We start from the raw sequence: 17,042 nt of genomic DNA, 5'->3' as shown, positions 1-17,042 counted from the left end.
CCCGAAGGACGTCATGACCTGGCACATGCAACCGATGGCCGCCCTGGACTTCGAGTCCACCGGGCTGGACCTGGCCGCCGACCGGATCGTCACCGCCGCACTGTGGCGGATCGACCCCGGCGCCCGCACCAAGGACGCCACCACCTGGCTGGCCGACCCCGGCATCGAGATCCCCGAGGAGGCCGCGGCCATCCACGGGATCACCACCGAGCACGCCCGCGAGCACGGCCGCCCGGCGGCGGAGGTGGTGGCCGAGATCGGCGCCGCCCTGGAGCGGACCGTCGTGGAGGGGCTGCCCGTGGTGATCTACAACGCCCCCTACGACCTCGGCCTGCTCTCCGCCGAACTGGAACGGCACGGCTCGGGGGTGAGCCTCTTCGGGCAGTTGCGCGTCGTGGACCCCCTGGTGCTGGACAAGCAGATGGACCCCTACCGCAGAGGCGGACGCAAGCTGGTGGACGTGTGCGCGCACCACGGCGTGCCGCTGGACGAGCAGCAGGCCCACGGGGCCTCCGCCGACGCGCTCGCCGCGGCCCGTCTGGCTTGGAAGCTCGCCGCCGCCCACCCCGAGCTGGCCGAGATGGGCGTGGACGACCTGCACGCCGCCCAGGTCGGCTGGAAGGCCGACCAGGCGGCGTCCTTCCAGGCCTACCTGCGGCGGGGGCGGGACCCCGAGGCGGTCGTCGACGGTTCGTGGCCGATCGCCAAGGTCTGAACCCGGCCGGTGCGCCCGCGGGGGAGGGCCGGCCCGCGCGGGAGGCCGGACCGCCCCTCCCCGCCGGCGCCCCGGCCCGGTACGACGGCCCCGGCCGCCCGCCGACCGGCCGGCGGGGGCGAGTGTCCGCGGGCGCTCCCGGTCGGCCCGGCGCCTGCGCCGACCACCGCGAGCGGCCCCGGGGCCGTCTCCCGCGACACGGGCGGCGAAGGCCGGCCGTCCGAGCGCGGTCGGCGCCGCGAGCGGCGCATCCGGTGCGTTCACCGCAAGGCCGGAGAAGGGGCCGGGGCGGGGTCCTGTCGGCGGAGGAGAACGCCGCGAGGGGCGTGCCGGGGCGACGCGCGGCGGGACGGGTGTCCGCGGACCGCGCCCTAGCCCCGGGGCGGGACGAAGCCCCAGCCCGTCCGCGCCAGGGCCAGTGCGCGCGCCTCCACCACGGCCATGCGCGCCGCGCGTTCCTCGCGGTCGGTGTGCGCCGCCGCGGCGGTCACCTGGCCGGGCCACTTCCGGTACAGCAGGCCGTGTTCCGCCGTGAACCACCCGCGGCTCACGGCGTCCAGCGCCAGCAGCAGTCCGGTGTCCTCCGACGCCGGGAGCGCCATCCACCCGCCCAGGGCCAGGAGCAGGTCGCGGCGCACACAGAGCGTCGCCGGGTGCACCGGCGAGAGGAAGTCGTGCGCCCTCCAGCTGGACAGGACCGACCCGCGTTCGACGGGCCCCTCGGCGGGGTCCCCCGGAAAACCCTCGGTGGAGCCGTCGGGCAGCAGGTCCAGGACCGCCGACGCCGCCCACGCGGCACCCGAGCCGCCCGTCAGCGCGGCGAGGTCCCGGGCCAGGGCCCCGGGCGTCAGCTGGTCGTCGGCGTCCAGGACCTTGACGAACTCGCCCTCCGACCGGGACAGCGCCAGCGTCCGGGCCATGCCCGCCCGGCCGGGCCGCCCCTGCGCGAAGCTCACCCGGGGGTCGTCGGGCAGGAGGGGGCGGATCGCGTCGGTCTCACCGTCCTCCTGGACGACCCACCGCCAGTCCCACCCCCCGGGCATCCGCTGCTCCGCGAGGGAGCGGTACGCCTCGGGCAGGAACCGGGCGCCCGGCGCGTGGACCGCCGTGACGACGGAGACGATTCCGGGCACGGCTACCACCGCTCCAACCGCGTCGTGAAGACCGCCTCGGCGCGGTCGCCCGGGAGCACGACCTCGGACCAGTCCACGACCCTGCCCCGCGTGTCGGTGGAGACCTTCCTGAGCACCATCACGGCGACGCCCTCGCCGAGCCCGAGCTCCTCCGCCTCGTCGGGGGTGGGCGGTCTCGCCGTCACCCTCTCCTCCACGCGGTCCACCTCGACGCCGACGGTGCGCAGCTGGCTCTGCGTGCCCCCCGGCCACGGCTCCGCGGACTCGTCGAGCAGGTCGGGCTCGGTCTCCAGCAGGTCGATCGGGATGTAGGACGAGGTGAGGCCGAACGGCGCGTCCTCGTCGCGGTGGCGGGTCCGGTAGACGCGCTCCAGCAGCGCGGTGCCCTCCGGCACCCCCAGCGCCTCCGCCAGGTCGGCGTCGGCCTCCACGCGCGTGTAGCGGGCGCCGAACACCAGGTCGTCCACCACGGACCCCGTGTCGTTCTCGGTCGCGCCGGTGGAGCGCCGCTCCCGCAGGTCCGTACGCGCCCGGTCCTTCTCCCACTGGTGGCGCTCGTCGCTCCGCACGACCGCGCGGCGGGGGGCGAGCACCACGGACCCCCCACCGGGGCGGTCCCCGACCAGGCCCTCGGCCCGGAGGATCACCAGTGCCCCGCGCACGGCCGCCGGGTCGGCGCCGTGGCGCCCGGCCAGCTCGGCCCCGGAGGGCAGCGGTTCCCCGGGCGCGGGGTCCCCGGCCCGGATCCGCCGCCGGAGCTCGCCCGCGAGCCGCTCGTTCGCCCTGTGCCCGACCATGTGTCGCTCACCGCCCCCACCGGCCCCGTGAGGACCGTCACCAGGATTCGGGGACCCCGTCCCCCTGCCAGGCGGGTCCGTTCCCACCGGGGGCCGTCGCCTCCGTGCGCGGCCCGGCCCTGCGGACGGAGGCGCACCGGGTCGGACGAGCTCCCGGAAAAGAAGAAGACCAGCTGGGAACAGTGTTCCCGCTGGTCGTCCCCACCACGGCGCTGACGCGCCCGCGTGCCCCCGCGGGATGCGAACCCGCGCACCCGGCTTCGGGTGCCGCCGCGCCGACCTGCGAGGACATCGCTCCGAGCGGGACGCCTGTCCACAGCTCGACCACAGAAGGTCGGGAGAGCCGGGTTCAGATGACCGGAAATGAAGAAGGACAGCAGGCGTGAACGCCGCTGTCCTTGCCGGTCAGCGGTCGAAACCGCTGATCGGTGTGAAGTGCCCCCTGCAGGATTCGAACCTGCGCACCCGGCTCCGGAGGCCGATGCTCTATCCCCTGAGCTAAGGGGGCTGGCTTGCGTGAACAACTGTAGCAGGGGACCGGGGCCCTTCGTCCACCGCTCCGGGGCGCGGCCGGGAGGGGCGCGCCGATAGGCGGATTCCGGTGGTGCCGTGTCGCCGCGCGGGGGTAGTGTCACGCCCGTGAACGCCCTACCCACACGGGTTCTCGTCGTCGAGGACGACGACGTGATCCGGGAACTGATCCGCCTCAACCTCGAACTGGAGGGGTTCGAGGTGTTCACCGCCGTGGACGGACGCGACTGCCTCGACCGGGCCGCCCACATCGCCCCCCACGTCATCACGATGGACGTGATGATGCCCCGCATGGACGGCTGGACCGCCGCCGAGCGGCTGCGCGCCGACGCGCGCACCCGGCACTGCCCCATCATCCTGGTCACGGCCCGCACCCAGGCCGACGACCAGCGGCGCGGCGAGCGGATCGGCGTCGACGCCTACGTCACCAAGCCGTTCGACCCCGACGCGCTGATCGACGTCATCCGCGGCCTCGTCGACGGGGCCGGGGGCCCCGAGTGACCCCCGGACGCCTGGAGGCCGTGCTCCGCGAGGCCGCCGCCCGCGCGTTCGGCCTCCCGCCGGACGAGGTGCCGTTCGTGTGGCCGCGCCACGACCAGGCGGACGGGGGCGCCGACGCCGCCACCGCCCTGGCGCCGCGCCTGGTCGGGAAGGTCGCCGCACGGCTCCCCCCGGGCGGGGGGCGCGGCCGGCGCCACCACGTGCTGGTCTCCGGCCGTGTGGCCGCGCAGCTGGAGAGCATGCGCGAGGAGGGCCTGGCCGACTTCGCCCGCGTTCTCGGTGACGGGCGCGGCTTCCTCAACATCACGTTCACCGGCGAGCAGCGGGACGCCCTGGTCGCCGAGGCCGCCGACGGCCCCCGCTTCCTCACCGGCCGCGACTGGGTCGGCGAGGGGGAGTGGCCGCGGACCGCCCTGCACGAGGCGGGGCCGGTGGCCCAGGCCCGCAGGCTCGCACGGGCCGACGCACGGGGGCGCATCGCCCTGGCCACCGGGCCGCGCACCCCGCCGCCGGGCCCCGGCGCCGCCGAGGTGTCCTGGCGCGACCCCTACCTGGACGGCGACCGCGGCGAACTCCTCACCCCCGCGGCGCGCGTCCTGGGCGCCGTCGGGGAGGACAGCGCGCGCGTCGCCTTCTGCCGGTCGGTCCCCGAACGTCCCCGCGACACCGAGACCACCGGCCGCGACCTGCCCGTCCTGCCCTCGGCCGAGTACCCGGGGGCCTGGGTGCGCCTCACCGACGCCAACCCCGCCTTCCGGCTGCGCCACGCCCACGCCCACGCCGTCACCCGCGGGCGCTGGACGGCGGAGGGGGCGCCGCCCCCCGCCGCGTGCCCCGAGCACGCGGCGGCCGTGCGCGGACTGCTCTTCGACGGGCCCGGCGTCCTGGACACGGCCGCGCGCCGAGAGGAACCCCATATCCTGGTGAGATACCTGGAAGCGCTGGCCAGTGCCTACGATGAGTGGCGGGCGTGTCCCCACGCGGCCGCCGGACCGGCGGAGCGGGGCGCCCCGGACCCGGACACGGGCACGGCACTGCCCGCCGCCGTCGCCGGGGTCCTCCGCACCGGGCTCTTCCTGCTCGGGGTGTCAGCGCCCACAAGGCTGTAGACGCCCCGCCGTCCCTCCTGGGGCAGACCCGTCCCCACCGTTCCGACCGGTTCGGTGGACAATGGGCCCGGGCCCCGCCGCCGGGGGCCCGCAGACCCGCACAGACGTACAGTTCCAGCCGAAAGCCCATCATGAGCCGCTACGCCCACCCCGCCGGATCCCGCCACGCGGAGATCCTGCCGGAGGACAACCCGCCCCTGCCGCCGGAGAACCTCAACGACCTCGACCCCCGGGTCTGGCCGGCGACCGCCCGCCGCTCCGGCGGGGAGGTCGCGGTCGGCGGCGTCGGCGTCCGCGAACTCGCCGCCACGTACGGCACCCCCCTCTTCGTCATGGACGAGGAGGACTTCCGAGGCCGTGCGCGCGACTACCGCACGGCGTTCTCCGACGCCGACGTCTACTACGCGGGCAAGGCGCTGCTCAACAAGGCCGTCGCCCGCTGGGTCGTCGAGGAGGGGCTCAAGCTGGACGTGTGCTCGGGCGGCGAGCTCGCCGTGGCCCTGGCCGCGGGCGTCCCCGCCGAGCGCATCGGGATGCACGGCAACAACAAGTCCGTCCACGAGCTGCGCCGCGCCGCCGAGGCCGGCGTGGGACGGATCATCGTCGACTCCTTCGACGAGATCGAGCGGCTGGAGTCCGTCGCCGCCGGTCTCGGGGTCCGCCCGAAGGTGCTCATCCGCGTGACCACGGGCGTCGAGGCGCACACCCACGAGTTCGTGGCCACCGCGCACGACGACCAGAAGTTCGGCTTCGCGCTGAGCACCGGGGCCGCGGGCGAGGCCGTCCGCCGCGTCCTGGACGCGTCCCACCTCGAGCTCGTGGGCCTGCACTCCCACATCGGCTCGCAGATCTTCGACACCTCCGGGTTCGAGGTGGCCGCACGCCGGGTCGCGCGCTTCCTCACCGGTGTCCACGAGGACCTGGGCGTCACCCTCGCCGAGCTCGACCTGGGCGGCGGCCTGGGCATCGCCTACACCTCCGGCGACGACCCCCTCGACCCGGCGGCCATCGCCGAGGGCCTGACCGCCATCGTGCGCAGGGAGTGCGAGGACGCGGGCCTGCCGATGCCGCGCATCGCCGTCGAGCCGGGGCGCGCACTGGCGGGCCCGGCCGGGATCACCGTCTACGAGGTCGGTACCGTCAAGGACGTCGAGGGGATCCGCACCTACGTGAGCGTCGACGGGGGCATGAGCGACAACATCCGCACCGCCCTGTACGGCTCGGAGTACACCAGCCAGCTGGTGTCCCGGGAGAGCGACGCCGAGCCCATGCTGTCCCGCCTGGTCGGCAAGCACTGCGAGAGCGGCGACATCATCGTGCACGACCTCTACCTCCCGGCGGACCTGCGGCCGGGGGACCTGGTGGCGGTGGCCGCGACGGGCGCCTACTGCTACTCCATGGCGAGCAACTACAACCATCTGCCCAGGCCGGCCATGGTGGCGGTCAGGGACGGGAGCGCACGCGTCATCGTGCGCAGGGAGAGCGAGGAGGACCTGCTCCGCCTCGACGTCGGCTGAACAGTCCACTCCGGGGCGGCGCCGCCGCCCGAGGCAGGGACACGAGAGAAGTGGGAGTCACGCCCAAATGGCGATGAAGGTGGCGCTGCTCGGATGCGGCGTTGTGGGTTCGGAAGTCGTCCGCCTGGTCAACGAGCAGTCCGAGGAGCTGGCCGCGCGGGTGGGCACGCCGATCGAGATCGGCGGGATCGCGGTGCGTCGCATCGACCGCGACCGCGGGGTCGACCCGGCGCTGCTGACCACCGACGCCACGGCCCTGGTGACGCGTCCCGACATCGACCTCGTGGTCGAGGTGATCGGCGGGATCGAACCGGCCCGCTCCCTGATCCTCGCCGCGGTCAAGTCGGGCAAGTCCGTGGTGACGGCCAACAAGGCCCTGCTCGCCGAGGACGGCCAGACCCTGCACAGGGCCGCCCGGGAGGCCGGGGTCGACCTGTACTACGAGGCGTCCGTGGCGGGGGCGATCCCGCTGCTGCGCCCGCTGCGGGACTCGCTCGCCGGCGACCGGGTCCACCGTGTGCTGGGCATCGTCAACGGCACCACCAACTACATCCTCGACCGGATGGACTCCCTCGGCGCGGGCTTCACGGAGTCCCTGGAGGAGGCCCAGTCCCTCGGTTACGCGGAGGCCGACCCCACCGCCGACGTGGAGGGCTTCGACGCCGCGGCCAAGGCCGCGATCCTGGCGCGGCTGGCCTTCCACACCCAGCAGGTGACCGCCGCCGACGTGCACCGCGAGGGCATCACGGGCGTGTCCGCCGGCGACATCGCCAGCGCGAGGGCGATGGGCTGCGTGGTCAAGCTCCTGGCGATCTGCCAGCGCTCGGAGGACGGGGGGTCGGTGGGCGTGCGCGTCCACCCGGTGATGCTGCCGGTCGAGCACCCGCTGGCCAGCGTCAAGGAGGCCTACAACGCGGTCTTCGTCGAGGCCGAGTCGGCGGGCCGCCTCATGTTCTACGGGGCGGGCGCGGGCGGCACCCCCACCGCGAGCGCGGTCCTGGGCGACCTGGTCGCGGTGGCGCGCAACCGGCTCGCGCGCACCTCGGTGGCCGAGGGGGCGCACGACACGGGGCTGCCGGTGCACGACATGGGCCACACCATCACCAGCTACCACGTGGCGCTGGACGTGGCCGACCGTCCCGGCGTGCTGTCCAAGGTCGCGGAGGTCTTCGCCGACCACGGGGTGTCCATCAAGAACGTCCGGCAGGAGGGGACGGGGGACGACGCGCAGCTGGTGCTCGTCAGCCACCCCGCGCCCGACGCCGCGCTCAGCTCCACCGTCGAGGTGCTGCGCGAGCACGAGATGGTCCGCGAGGTGGCCAGCGTGATGCGTGTGGAGACCTTCTCGGACTGACCCCCGGCCCGGGGCCGCGACCGCGCGGGCCCGGGCGCGGCACCAGGCCGCGCGGAGCGTCCGCGCGGCCTCCCGGCCGCGCCCGCAGATTTCACATGATGAGACGCCAACGACCGCGATTCGAGATAGTATGTGGGGGGTCGTAGACTCGTAGCTGGTCGGGGCCCCGGGGTTCCACAGCGTCCCCGTGGCGACCCCGCCGCATCCACCGCGCGTCAAGCGAAGCCGCATCCACCCGAAAGGGACTCAGTCGTGAGCATGGCACGGGCGTGGCGAGGCATCGTCGAGGAGTACCGCGACCGCCTCCCCGTCAACGAGAACACCCCCGTCGTCACCCTCCAGGAGGGCGGCACGCCCCTGCTGCCGGCCACGCGCGTCTCCGAGCTCACGGGCTGCGAGGTCTTCCTCAAGGTCGAGGGGCTCAACCCCACGGGCTCCTTCAAGGACCGCGGCATGACGATGGCCATCACCAAGGCCGCCGAGGACGGCGCCAAGGCCGTCATCTGCGCCTCCACCGGCAACACGAGCGCGAGTGCCGCGGCCTACGCCATCCGCGCGGGCATGACCTGCGCCGTGCTGGTGCCCCAGGGAAAGATCGCCATGGGCAAGCTCGCCCAGGCGCTCGTCCACGGGGCGCGCCTGCTCCAGGTCGACGGCAACTTCGACGACTGCCTCGAACTGGCCCGCAAGCTCAGCGTCGACTACCCCGTCGCCCTCGTGAACTCGGTCAACCCGTACCGGCTCCAGGGCCAGAAGACCGCCGCGTTCGAGATCGTGGACGCCCTCGGCGACGCCCCCGACGTCCACTGCATCCCGGTGGGCAACGCGGGCAACATCAGCGCCTACTGGATGGGCTACACGGAGTACGCCCGCGACGGGATCTCGTCGCGCAACCCGCGCATGCTCGGGTTCCAGGCCAGCGGCTCCGCGCCCATCGTCAACGGCGCCCCCGTCACCAGCCCGAGCACCATCGCCACGGCGATCCGCATCGGCAACCCGGCCTCCTGGAAGCTCGCCGAGCAGGCGCGCGACGAGTCCGGCGGCCTGATCGACAAGGTCACCGACCGCCAGATCATGGCCGCCTACAAGCTCCTCGCCGCGGAGGAGGGCGTGTTCGTCGAGCTGGCGTCCGCCGCCAGCGTCGCCGGGCTCCTCCAGGCGGTCGAGGCCGGTCTGGTCGCGCGCGGCAGCCGCGTGGTCTGCACCGTCACCGGCAACGGCCTCAAGGACCCCGACTGGGCGCTGGCCGGGGCCTCCTCCGCCACCACCGTCCCCGTCGACGCACTCGCCGCGGCCCAGGCGCTCGACCTCGCCTGAGACCGTCCGCCGTCCACGGCCCCGAGCGCGGCGGGCCGGAACCCGCCGCGCGTCCTGTCAGGAGAAAGACCGCAGTGACCCCACCACGCCCCACCGCGGTGTCCGTCCGCGCGCCCGCCACGAGCGCCAACCTCGGCCCGGGCTTCGACGCCCTCGGCCTGGCCGTGCGCCTGTACAACGAGTTCGAGGCGGCCCTCAGGGACGACGGGGAGCTCCGCGTCCGCGTCAGCGGGGAGGGGGCCGGGGAGGTCCCGCTCGACGAGCGGCACCTCGTCGTCCGGGCCATGCGCGAGACCTACGAGCGCGCGGGGGAGAAGCTGCCCGGGATCGACCTGACGTGCGTCAACAACGTGCCGCACGCCCGGGGGCTCGGCTCCTCCTCGTCGGCGATCGTCGGCGGCGTCGCCGCCGCGAGCGCCCTGCTGGGACGGACCGGCCCCGACGGCGGGCCCGACCGGGACGCGATCTACCAGATCGCCGCCGACATCGAGGGCCACCCCGACAACGTGGCCCCCTGCGTCTACGGCGGGTACACGGTCGCCTACCGTGACGGCGACCGGTGGGGCGCGGTGCGCCTCTCCCCGGACGAGCGGATCCTGCCGGTGCTGTGCGTCCCGAACGAGCGGCTGTCCACCGAGCGGGCGCGCGGCCTCCTGCCGGAGACGGTGCCGCACGCCGACGCCGCCTTCAACGCCGGGCGCTCCGCGCTGATGACGGCGGCCGTTTGTGGCCACCCCGAAACCCTGTACGCGGCGACCGAGGATCGGCTACACGAGGCCTACCGGGCCCCGGCGATGCCGCGCACCCTCGCCCTCGTCCGTGACCTGCGCCAACACGAGGGGCTGCCCGCGGTGGTCTCCGGCGCGGGGCCCACGGTGCTGGTGCTGTGCTCGGTCGGGGCGGGCGCCGCCGCGGCTGATTCGCCGGAAATCGTCCGACAGGTTGATTCGATCCGTCGGAGGGCGGGTAATGATTGGGACATACGCCCCCTACACGTTGAGCCGGAGGGGTGCGGTCCCCATCTCCCCATCCGTAGCACCTGTGTCGAGGAATAGCCGTGGCCTCTGGTGATGTTAGGCTAGGTGAAGCACCGGATGCCCCGTTGCGGGGCGAGTGCTCATCCGCCACAGCGGCTTCCGCATCCCATACTCCGATGGTCCGATCTCACGACCACTCGGAAGCGGCGGCCAACGTGTCGAGTCAGCGGTTCTCCCGCGACTGTGCCAACGTCATCGAAGTCCACTCCTCCTCGGATGAGTGTGTCACCACGGTTGACGGGCATCACCACCGAGCCATCCGCCCCGACGTCTGGCTGTACCCAGAGCCCGCCGCGATTGGGTAGGGGACCGTCTTCACACCGGTTTCCGACATCCACGTGGGGCAAGCCCTACCCGGCCCCTGCCGGTTCGCACCACCGGGCCGGCCGATCAAGCAATCCGCTGACGGCCGAAGCCCGCTCCTTGGGAAGGACCCTTAGTGAGCGACACCACCGAACTCCACACGGACGCGGCGGTCGACAGCAAAGCCTCCACCGGCGCCTCCGCAGCGGAGGCTGGCGATGGCGCGCCCACAGGTGCGTCGTCCAGGTCCCGCACGGCGTCGCGCGGTACCGGGCTCGCGGCTCTGAAGCTCCCCGAGCTCCAGAAGCTCGCCTCCAGCCTGGGCATCACCGGTACGGGGCGCATGCGCAAGAGCGACGTCATCGCCGCGATCGAGACCAAGCAGGGCGGCCCCGTGGGCGGCCCGACGAAGGTCAAAACCGCAAAGAAAGCCGACACGGCTCCCAAGGCCGGTAAGGTCGAGGCAACCGACGGCTCGATCGAGGCCCAGGCCCCCGACACGGCGAGCACGGACGAAGCCCCGCGTCAGCGCGCGGCCGACCGGCCGTCGGACCAGGCCGTGACCGACCCCCAGGGTGGACGGGGCGACAAGTCGTCCCGCAACCGGCGTTCGTCCCGCAGGCGCGGAGACGAGACCGGCGACCAGGCCAGGTCGGTGGACGGCGCCGACTCCTCTACCTCCGCGAGCAGCGTGACCAAGACATCCAGTACCCCCCAGAAGAACGGCCCCGACTCCGCCGAGGACCGTGACAACAGGTCCGGGCAGGGTCGCGAGCGCCAGCGCAACCGCCGCAACCGCAACCGCGGTGGCGACGACCAGAACGCCAACGGCAGTGCCCCGCAGCAGGGCGGAGGCGGTCAGAACCAGGGCCAGAGCCAGGGGCGTGACCGGGACCGCGACAGGGACCGCGACCGCGACCGTGGTGGCCCCGGAGGCGACGACGACGACTTCGGCGGACGCCGCCGGGGACGCCGCAGGGACCGCCGGGACCGCCGAGGACGGGGCGCGGGCCAGGAGCCGGAGCCGGTGATCGGCGAGGACGACGTCCTGCTGCCCGTCGCGGGCATCCTGGACATCCTGGACAACTACGCCTTCGTGCGCACCACCGGCTACCTGCCCGGCCAGAGCGACGTGTACGTCTCCCTGGCCCAGGTGCGCAAGCACGGCCTGCGCAAGGGCGACCACATCATCGGCGCCGTCCGCCAGCCCAAGGACGGGGAGCGCAGGGAGAAGTTCAACGCCCTGGTGCGCCTGGACTCGGTCAACGGCATGTCGCCGGACCAGGCCCGGGGCCGCCAGGAGTTCTCCAAGCTCGTTCCGCTGTACCCCCAGGAGCGCCTGCGCCTGGAGACCGAGCCGCACATCCTCACCACGCGGATCATCGACCTCGTGGCGCCCATCGGCAAGGGCCAGCGCGGGCTCATCGTCTCCCCGCCCAAGGCGGGCAAGACGATGGTGGTCCAGGCGATCGCCAACGCGATCACCGAGAACAACCCCGAGTGCTACCTGATGGTGATCCTGGTCGACGAGCGGCCCGAGGAAGTCACCGACATGCAGCGCACGGTCAAGGGCGAGGTCATCCACTCGACCTTCGACCGTCCCGCGGAGGACCACACGGTCGTCGCCGACCTGGCCATCGAGCGGGCCAAGCGGCTCGTCGAGATGGGCATGGACGTCGTCGTCCTGCTGGACTCCATCACCCGCCTGGGCCGCGCCTACAACCTGGCCGCCCCGGCGAGCGGGCGCATCATGTCCGGTGGTGTGGACTCCACCGCCCTCTACCCGCCCAAGCGCTTCTTCGGCGCGGCCCGCAACATCGAGGGCGGCGGCTCGCTGACCATCCTGGCGACCGCGCTGGTCGAGACCGGCTCGCGCGCCGACGAGGTGATCTTCGAGGAGTTCAAGGGCACCGGCAACATGGAGCTCAAGCTCAACCGGAGCCTCGCGGACAAGCGGATCTTCCCGGCCGTGGACGTCGACGCCTCCAGCACCCGCAAGGAGGAGATCCTGATGTCCTCGGAGGAGCTGGGCGTCGTCTGGAAGCTCCGCCGGGTGCTGCACGCGCTCGACACCACCCAGGCGATCGAGCTGCTCCTGGACAAGATGAGGGAGTCCAAGAGCAACGCGGAGTTCCTGCTCCAGATCCAGAAGACCACCGTGGGCCCGGAGCGCTGACCCCGGCCCGCCCGTGACGCCGACGGCCCCCTCCCGCCAGGGAGGGGGCCGTCGTGTGTGCCGGGGGTGCTCCGGGGAGGACGGGGCCTGAGAGGCCCACGTGTTCCGCATGGCGGGATCCCGGGGCCGAGGAACGAAAAAGATCACTGGTGTGTCTCGGATCACAGAGGGGGGATGGTCCGACCGCCGACACCGGCCTATCGTCGCGGGGTCGAGTGCACCACCCCCGTTCCAGGGAGCAGTCCGCATGGACAACCTCGCCCTGCTCAGCCTTCTGGCGCTCACCCCCGTCCTGCTGGTCGGAGTCCTCCTCGTCGGATTCCGCGTCCCCGCCATGTACGCGATGCCCGCCGGGTACGCCGTCGTCGTGGCCGTCGCCGTCCTCGCCTGGCAGACGGACTGGCGGGCGATCGCCGCGTCCACGATCCAGGGGCTCATCCTCGCCGCCGGCCTCCTCTACATCATCTTCGGCGCGCTCCTCCTGCTCAGCACCCTCACCAAGAGCGGCGCCATCGCCACCATCCGCTCCACGTTCACCGACATCACCCCCGACCGCCGGGTCCAGGCGATCATCATCGGCTGGCTGTTCGGCAGCTTCATCGAAGGGGCCTCCGGGTTCGGCACACCCGCCGCCGTCGTGGCGCCCCTCATGCTGGCCCTGGGCTTCCCCGCCATGGCCGCCGTCATGGTCGGCCTGGTCATCCAGAGCACGCCCGTCAGCTTCGGCGCCGTCGGCACCCCCATCCTGGTCGGCGTCGCCGGGGGTCTGGAGGGATCGCCCGAGGTCGCCGAGCGGGCCTCCGCGCTCGGCCTGGCCGTCCCGGAGTTCATCGGCCACATCGGGTTCCAGACCGTCCTCCTGCACGCCGTCGCTGGCACCCTCGTGCCCCTGATCATCTGCTGCATGCTCTGCGGGTTCTACGGCGGTGGACGGCGCTTCTCCGACGGCCTCGGGGTGTGGAGGTTCGCGCTCTTCTCCGCCTTCGCCATGACCGTCCCCTCCGTCCTGTACAACCACTTCCTCGGTGTGGAGTTCACGAGCCTCCTCGGCGGGCTGACCGGCCTGGTCGTCGTCGTGCTCGCCGCGCGCAAGGGCTTCCTCATGCCGGAGCGGGTCTGGGACTTCCCGCCGCGCGAGGACTGGCTGGCCCGCTGGAGCGGCGGCATCGCCCCCGGCGAGGGCGACACCGTCCTCTCCGACGACCGGCGCATCGGCCTCCTGCGCGCCTGGACCCCCTACCTCCTCGTCGCCGCGCTGCTGGTGACCACCCGCACCGTCGAACCCCTCAAGGCGTGGCTGTCCGGCGTCACCGTCGGCGCGACCGACATCCTCGGCACCCCCGTCGCCCAGGCGGTCGAACCCCTCTACTCGCCCGGGGCGACCTTCATCCTCGTCTGCCTGGTGACCTGCGTCCTGCACCGCATGAGCGCGCGCCAGGTGGCCGACTCCTGGAAGGCGGCCGGATCGCAGCTCGCCGGCGCCGCCGTCGCGCTGCTCTTCGCCGTCCCCCTCGTCCGCGTGTTCATCAACACCGGCGCCGAGTTCGGCGGGACCGCCTTGGAGAGCATGCCCCTGACCCTGGCCGCCGGCGCGGCCGAGCTGGGCGGCGCCACGTGGCCGCTCTACGCGCCGTGGATCGGCGCCCTGGGCGCGTTCGTGGCGGGCTCCAACACCGTCTCGAACCTGATGTTCTCCCTGTTCCAGTTCTCGACGGGGGAGCGCGTCGGCATCCCTCCGGAGACCGTCGTCGCCACCCAGGCCGTCGGAGGGGCCGCGGGCAACATGATCACCGTCCACAACGTGGTCGCCGCCTCCGCGGTGGTCGGCCTGGCCGGCAGGGAGGGCGACCTCATCCGGCAGACGATCCTGCCGATGGCCTACTACGTGCTCCTGGCCGGGTCGGTCAGCTACGTGTTCGTCTACGGGTTCGGCGCCAACGCCGGAACCGCGGTGCTCGCCCTCCTCCTCGCGACCCTGGCCGCGCTGGTGCTCCTGATGCGCCGGGCGGACTCCGCGGGGGCGTCCCGGACCCCGCGGGACACCGCTCCGGGGCAAGGGGGGAGGGGGACGGAATAGACACTGGTCCCGGCATCGTTATCGGTCTGGCAAACTGGTACCGGGGTGACGGCCCGCCTTCTTCCGGCAGGGCCCGCCGCCCCTGACTACCTGGATCGCCGCGACACCGGTTCGCGCATGACCCACCACGCCGACCACCCGCCGGGTGGTGCGGCTTGGCATGCGTCCGGCGGTCGCGCCCCTGATGAGGAGAACACCATGAAGGCCGACATCCACCCCGAGTACGTCACCACCGAGGTGACCTGCACCTGCGGTGCCCACTTCGTCACCCGCAGCACCGTGGGCGAGGGCAAGATCCGTGCCGAGGTGTGCTCCGAGTGCCACCCGTTCTACACCGGCAAGCAGAAGATCCTCGACACCGGTGGCCGCGTCGCCCGCTTCGAGAAGCGCTTCGGCAAGCGCAAGTAGCGCCGCCCGCTGTCCCGTGGCGCCGCCGACGCGGCGCCGCGGGGCCAGGTTGGCCCCCGAGGGGGAGACGGACACACAAGACGGGGACGTGGCAGAAGTGAAGCTGGATGACCTGCTGGGGGAGTACTACGAGCTGGAACAGCAGCTCGCCGACCCCGAGGTGCACGCCGACCAGACCAGGGCGCGCACGCTGGGCAAACGCTACTCACAGCTCACCCCGATCATCGAGACCTACCGCGCGCTCAAGGAGGTCGAGAACGACATCGACGCCGCGCGCGAGCTCGCCGCCGAGGACGCCTCCTTCGCCGAGGAGGCCGACCGCCTGACGGAGGAGGCCGAGCGGCTCACCGAGCGTCTGCGCGTCCTCCTCGTCCCGCGCGACCCCTCCGACGACAAGAACCTCATCATGGAGGTCAAGGCCGGAGAGGGCGGCGAGGAGTCGGCCCTGTTCGCCGGCGACCTGGTCCGCATGTACCTGCGCTACGCCGAACGCCAGGGCTGGAAGACCGAGGTCATCGACGCCACCCACTCCGACCTGGGCGGCTACAAGGACATCACGATCGCCTTCAAGAACAAGGGCGTCCCCGAGCCGGGGGCCGGCGTCTGGCCGATGCTCAAGTTCGAGGGCGGCGTGCACCGCGTCCAGCGCGTCCCGGTCACCGAGTCCCAGGGCCGCATCCACACCTCCGCCGCCGGTGTGCTGGTCGTCCCCGAGGCCGAGGAGGTGGAGGTCGAGATCCACGCCAAGGACCTGCGCATCGACGTCTACCGCTCCTCCGGGCCCGGCGGCCAGAGCGTCAACACCACCGACTCCGCGGTCCGCATCACCCACCTGCCGACCGGCATCGTCGCCTCCTGCCAGAACGAGAAGAGCCAGCTCCAGAACAAGGAGCAGGCCATGCGCATCCTGCGCGCCCGCATCTACGCCGAGGCCCAGGCCAGCGCGGACGCCGAGGCCTCCGCCGAGCGCAAGAGCCAGGTCCGCACCGTGGACCGCTCCGAGCGCGTGCGCACCTACAATTTCCCCGAGAACCGCATCTCCGACCACCGCGTCGGCTTCAAGGCCTACAACCTCGACCAGGTCCTCGACGGGGAGCTGGACGGGGTCGTCAAGGCCCTCGTGGACGCGGACACCAAGGAGAGGCTCGAAGCCGCCCAGTCATCATGAACCTGCTACTCGACGAGGTCGCCCGCGCCACGCTCCGGCTGGCCGAAGCGGGCGTCGCCTCACCCCGCACCGACGCCGAGGAACTCGCGGCGTTCGTGCACGGTGTGCGTCGAGGTGAGCTGCACATGGTGGCCGACGCCGACTTCGACGCCCGCTACTGGGAGTGCGTGTCCCGCAGGGAGGCGCGCGAACCCCTCCAGCACATCACCGGCCACGCCTACTTCCGCTACCTGGACCTCCAGGTCGGCCCCGGCGTGTTCGTGCCCCGGCCCGAGACCGAGATCATGGTCGACTGGGCGATCGAGACGCTGCGGGCCATGGACGTCGCCGACCCCCTGGTCGTCGACCTCGGCACGGGGTCGGGAGCCATCGCGATCTCCATCGCCCAGGAGGTGCCCCGCTCGCGGGTGCACACCGTGGAGATCGACCCCGTCGCCCTGGGGTGGGCCCGCCGCAACATCGACTCCAGCGGGCACGCCGACCGCGTCACCTCCCACCACGGCGACATGCGCACGGCGCTGCCCGAGCTGAACGGCCGCGTCGACCTCCTCATCAGCAACCCCCCCTACGTCCCCACGCGCGGCTCCGGCGCCATCCCGCCCGAGGTGCGCGACTACGACCCCGCCCCGGCCCTGTGGTCCGGTGAGGACGGCCTCGACATGATCCGCGAGCTGGAGGCGGTCGGCCGCAGGCTGCTCCGTCCCGGCGGGGCGATGGCCGTCGAGCACCACGACGGCCAGGGCATCGACATCCCCTGGCTGTTCCCCGAGGACGACGGCTGGCGCGACGTCCTCAACCGCAAGGACATGGCCCGTCGCGACCGCTTCGTGGTCATGCGCCGTGCCGACGAGGACGGCTGACAGGCCGTGCCCCGCCCCCGTATCCCCGTCGGACCGCTC

13 protein-coding genes, 1 tRNA gene and 1 pseudogene are annotated in these 17,042 nt (G+C 73.0%); 12 read left to right on the top strand and 3 right to left on the bottom strand.

What is annotated here, in order from left to right:
* Positions 1-13 precede the first annotated feature (13 nt).
* Positions 14-715, top strand: a complete 702-nt coding sequence (locus ACIRPH_RS23840; protein WP_402918009.1) for an exonuclease domain-containing protein — start codon at positions 14-16, stop codon at positions 713-715.
* Positions 716-1,086: 371 nt separating this feature from the next.
* Here the strand turns inward: ACIRPH_RS23840 and ACIRPH_RS23835 are convergent, their stop codons facing one another.
* The 3 genes from ACIRPH_RS23835 to ACIRPH_RS23825 all read right to left on the bottom strand — a co-directional run bounded on the left by ACIRPH_RS23835 (position 1,087) and on the right by ACIRPH_RS23825 (position 3,153).
* Positions 1,087-1,848 (bottom strand): glycosyltransferase family 2 protein, encoded by a 762-nt coding sequence (locus ACIRPH_RS23835; RefSeq protein ID WP_402918006.1) that lies wholly within the window; start codon positions 1,846-1,848, stop codon positions 1,087-1,089.
* Between the two features lie 2 nt (positions 1,849-1,850).
* Positions 1,851-2,645 (bottom strand): GntR family transcriptional regulator, encoded by a 795-nt coding sequence (locus ACIRPH_RS23830; RefSeq protein ID WP_402918003.1) that lies wholly within the window; start codon positions 2,643-2,645, stop codon positions 1,851-1,853.
* 436 nt (positions 2,646-3,081) lie between these two features.
* Positions 3,082-3,153: transfer RNA gene (locus ACIRPH_RS23825), tRNA-Arg, on the bottom strand.
* Between the two features lie 131 nt (positions 3,154-3,284).
* Here ACIRPH_RS23825 and ACIRPH_RS23820 point away from each other — a divergent pair.
* From ACIRPH_RS23820 to prmC, 11 genes and pseudogenes are all read left to right on the top strand, one after another.
* Positions 3,285-3,677 carry a response regulator gene (locus tag ACIRPH_RS23820; protein WP_267946352.1) on the top strand — a complete coding sequence of 131 codons (393 nt, stop codon included), beginning with the start codon at positions 3,285-3,287 and terminating at the stop codon, positions 3,675-3,677.
* Positions 3,674-4,786 carry a DALR anticodon-binding domain-containing protein gene (locus ACIRPH_RS23815; RefSeq protein ID WP_402917998.1) on the top strand — a complete coding sequence of 371 codons (1,113 nt, stop codon included), beginning with the start codon at positions 3,674-3,676 and terminating at the stop codon, positions 4,784-4,786. Before ACIRPH_RS23820 ends, ACIRPH_RS23815 begins: the two co-directional genes overlap by 4 nt.
* A gap of 131 nt (positions 4,787-4,917) precedes the next feature.
* The gene (lysA, locus tag ACIRPH_RS23810) at positions 4,918-6,303 is read left to right on the top strand and encodes a diaminopimelate decarboxylase (RefSeq protein WP_402917994.1); all 1,386 of its coding nucleotides are present in this window, start codon (positions 4,918-4,920) and stop codon (positions 6,301-6,303) included.
* A gap of 67 nt (positions 6,304-6,370) precedes the next feature.
* A complete protein-coding gene (locus tag ACIRPH_RS23805; RefSeq protein WP_402917991.1) occupies positions 6,371-7,657 on the top strand; it encodes a homoserine dehydrogenase in 1,287 nt (428 codons plus the stop codon).
* A gap of 258 nt (positions 7,658-7,915) precedes the next feature.
* The gene (gene thrC / locus ACIRPH_RS23800; protein WP_402918597.1) at positions 7,916-8,974 is read left to right on the top strand and encodes a threonine synthase; all 1,059 of its coding nucleotides are present in this window, start codon (positions 7,916-7,918) and stop codon (positions 8,972-8,974) included.
* A gap of 98 nt (positions 8,975-9,072) precedes the next feature.
* A pseudogene (thrB, locus tag ACIRPH_RS23795) lies at positions 9,073-10,010 on the top strand (homoserine kinase).
* Positions 10,011-10,450: 440 nt separating this feature from the next.
* Entirely contained in the window at positions 10,451-12,490 is a 2,040-nt protein-coding gene (gene rho / locus ACIRPH_RS23790; RefSeq protein WP_402917988.1) for a transcription termination factor Rho, read from the top strand.
* 247 nt (positions 12,491-12,737) lie between these two features.
* Positions 12,738-14,567, top strand: a complete 1,830-nt coding sequence (locus ACIRPH_RS23785) for an L-lactate permease (protein WP_402917985.1) — start codon at positions 12,738-12,740, stop codon at positions 14,565-14,567.
* Between the two features lie 198 nt (positions 14,568-14,765).
* Positions 14,766-14,975 (top strand): 50S ribosomal protein L31, encoded by a 210-nt coding sequence (gene rpmE / locus ACIRPH_RS23780; RefSeq protein ID WP_402917982.1) that lies wholly within the window; start codon positions 14,766-14,768, stop codon positions 14,973-14,975.
* A gap of 97 nt (positions 14,976-15,072) precedes the next feature.
* Complete coding sequence (gene prfA / locus ACIRPH_RS23775; protein WP_402918595.1) at positions 15,073-16,143, top strand: peptide chain release factor 1; 1,071 nt, start codon at positions 15,073-15,075, stop codon at positions 16,141-16,143.
* Entirely contained in the window at positions 16,140-17,003 is an 864-nt protein-coding gene (gene prmC / locus ACIRPH_RS23770; protein ID WP_402917979.1) for a peptide chain release factor N(5)-glutamine methyltransferase, read from the top strand. Before prfA ends, prmC begins: the two co-directional genes overlap by 4 nt.
* Positions 17,004-17,042 lie beyond the last annotated feature (39 nt).

The sequence above is a fragment of the Nocardiopsis sp. NPDC101807 genome, from assembly GCF_044766605.1.
Classification (GTDB): domain Bacteria; phylum Actinomycetota; class Actinomycetes; order Streptosporangiales; family Streptosporangiaceae; genus Nocardiopsis; species Nocardiopsis tropica.
The sequence above is the reverse complement of the archived record's forward strand: the minus strand, read 5'-3'. Positions and strand labels throughout refer to the sequence as shown.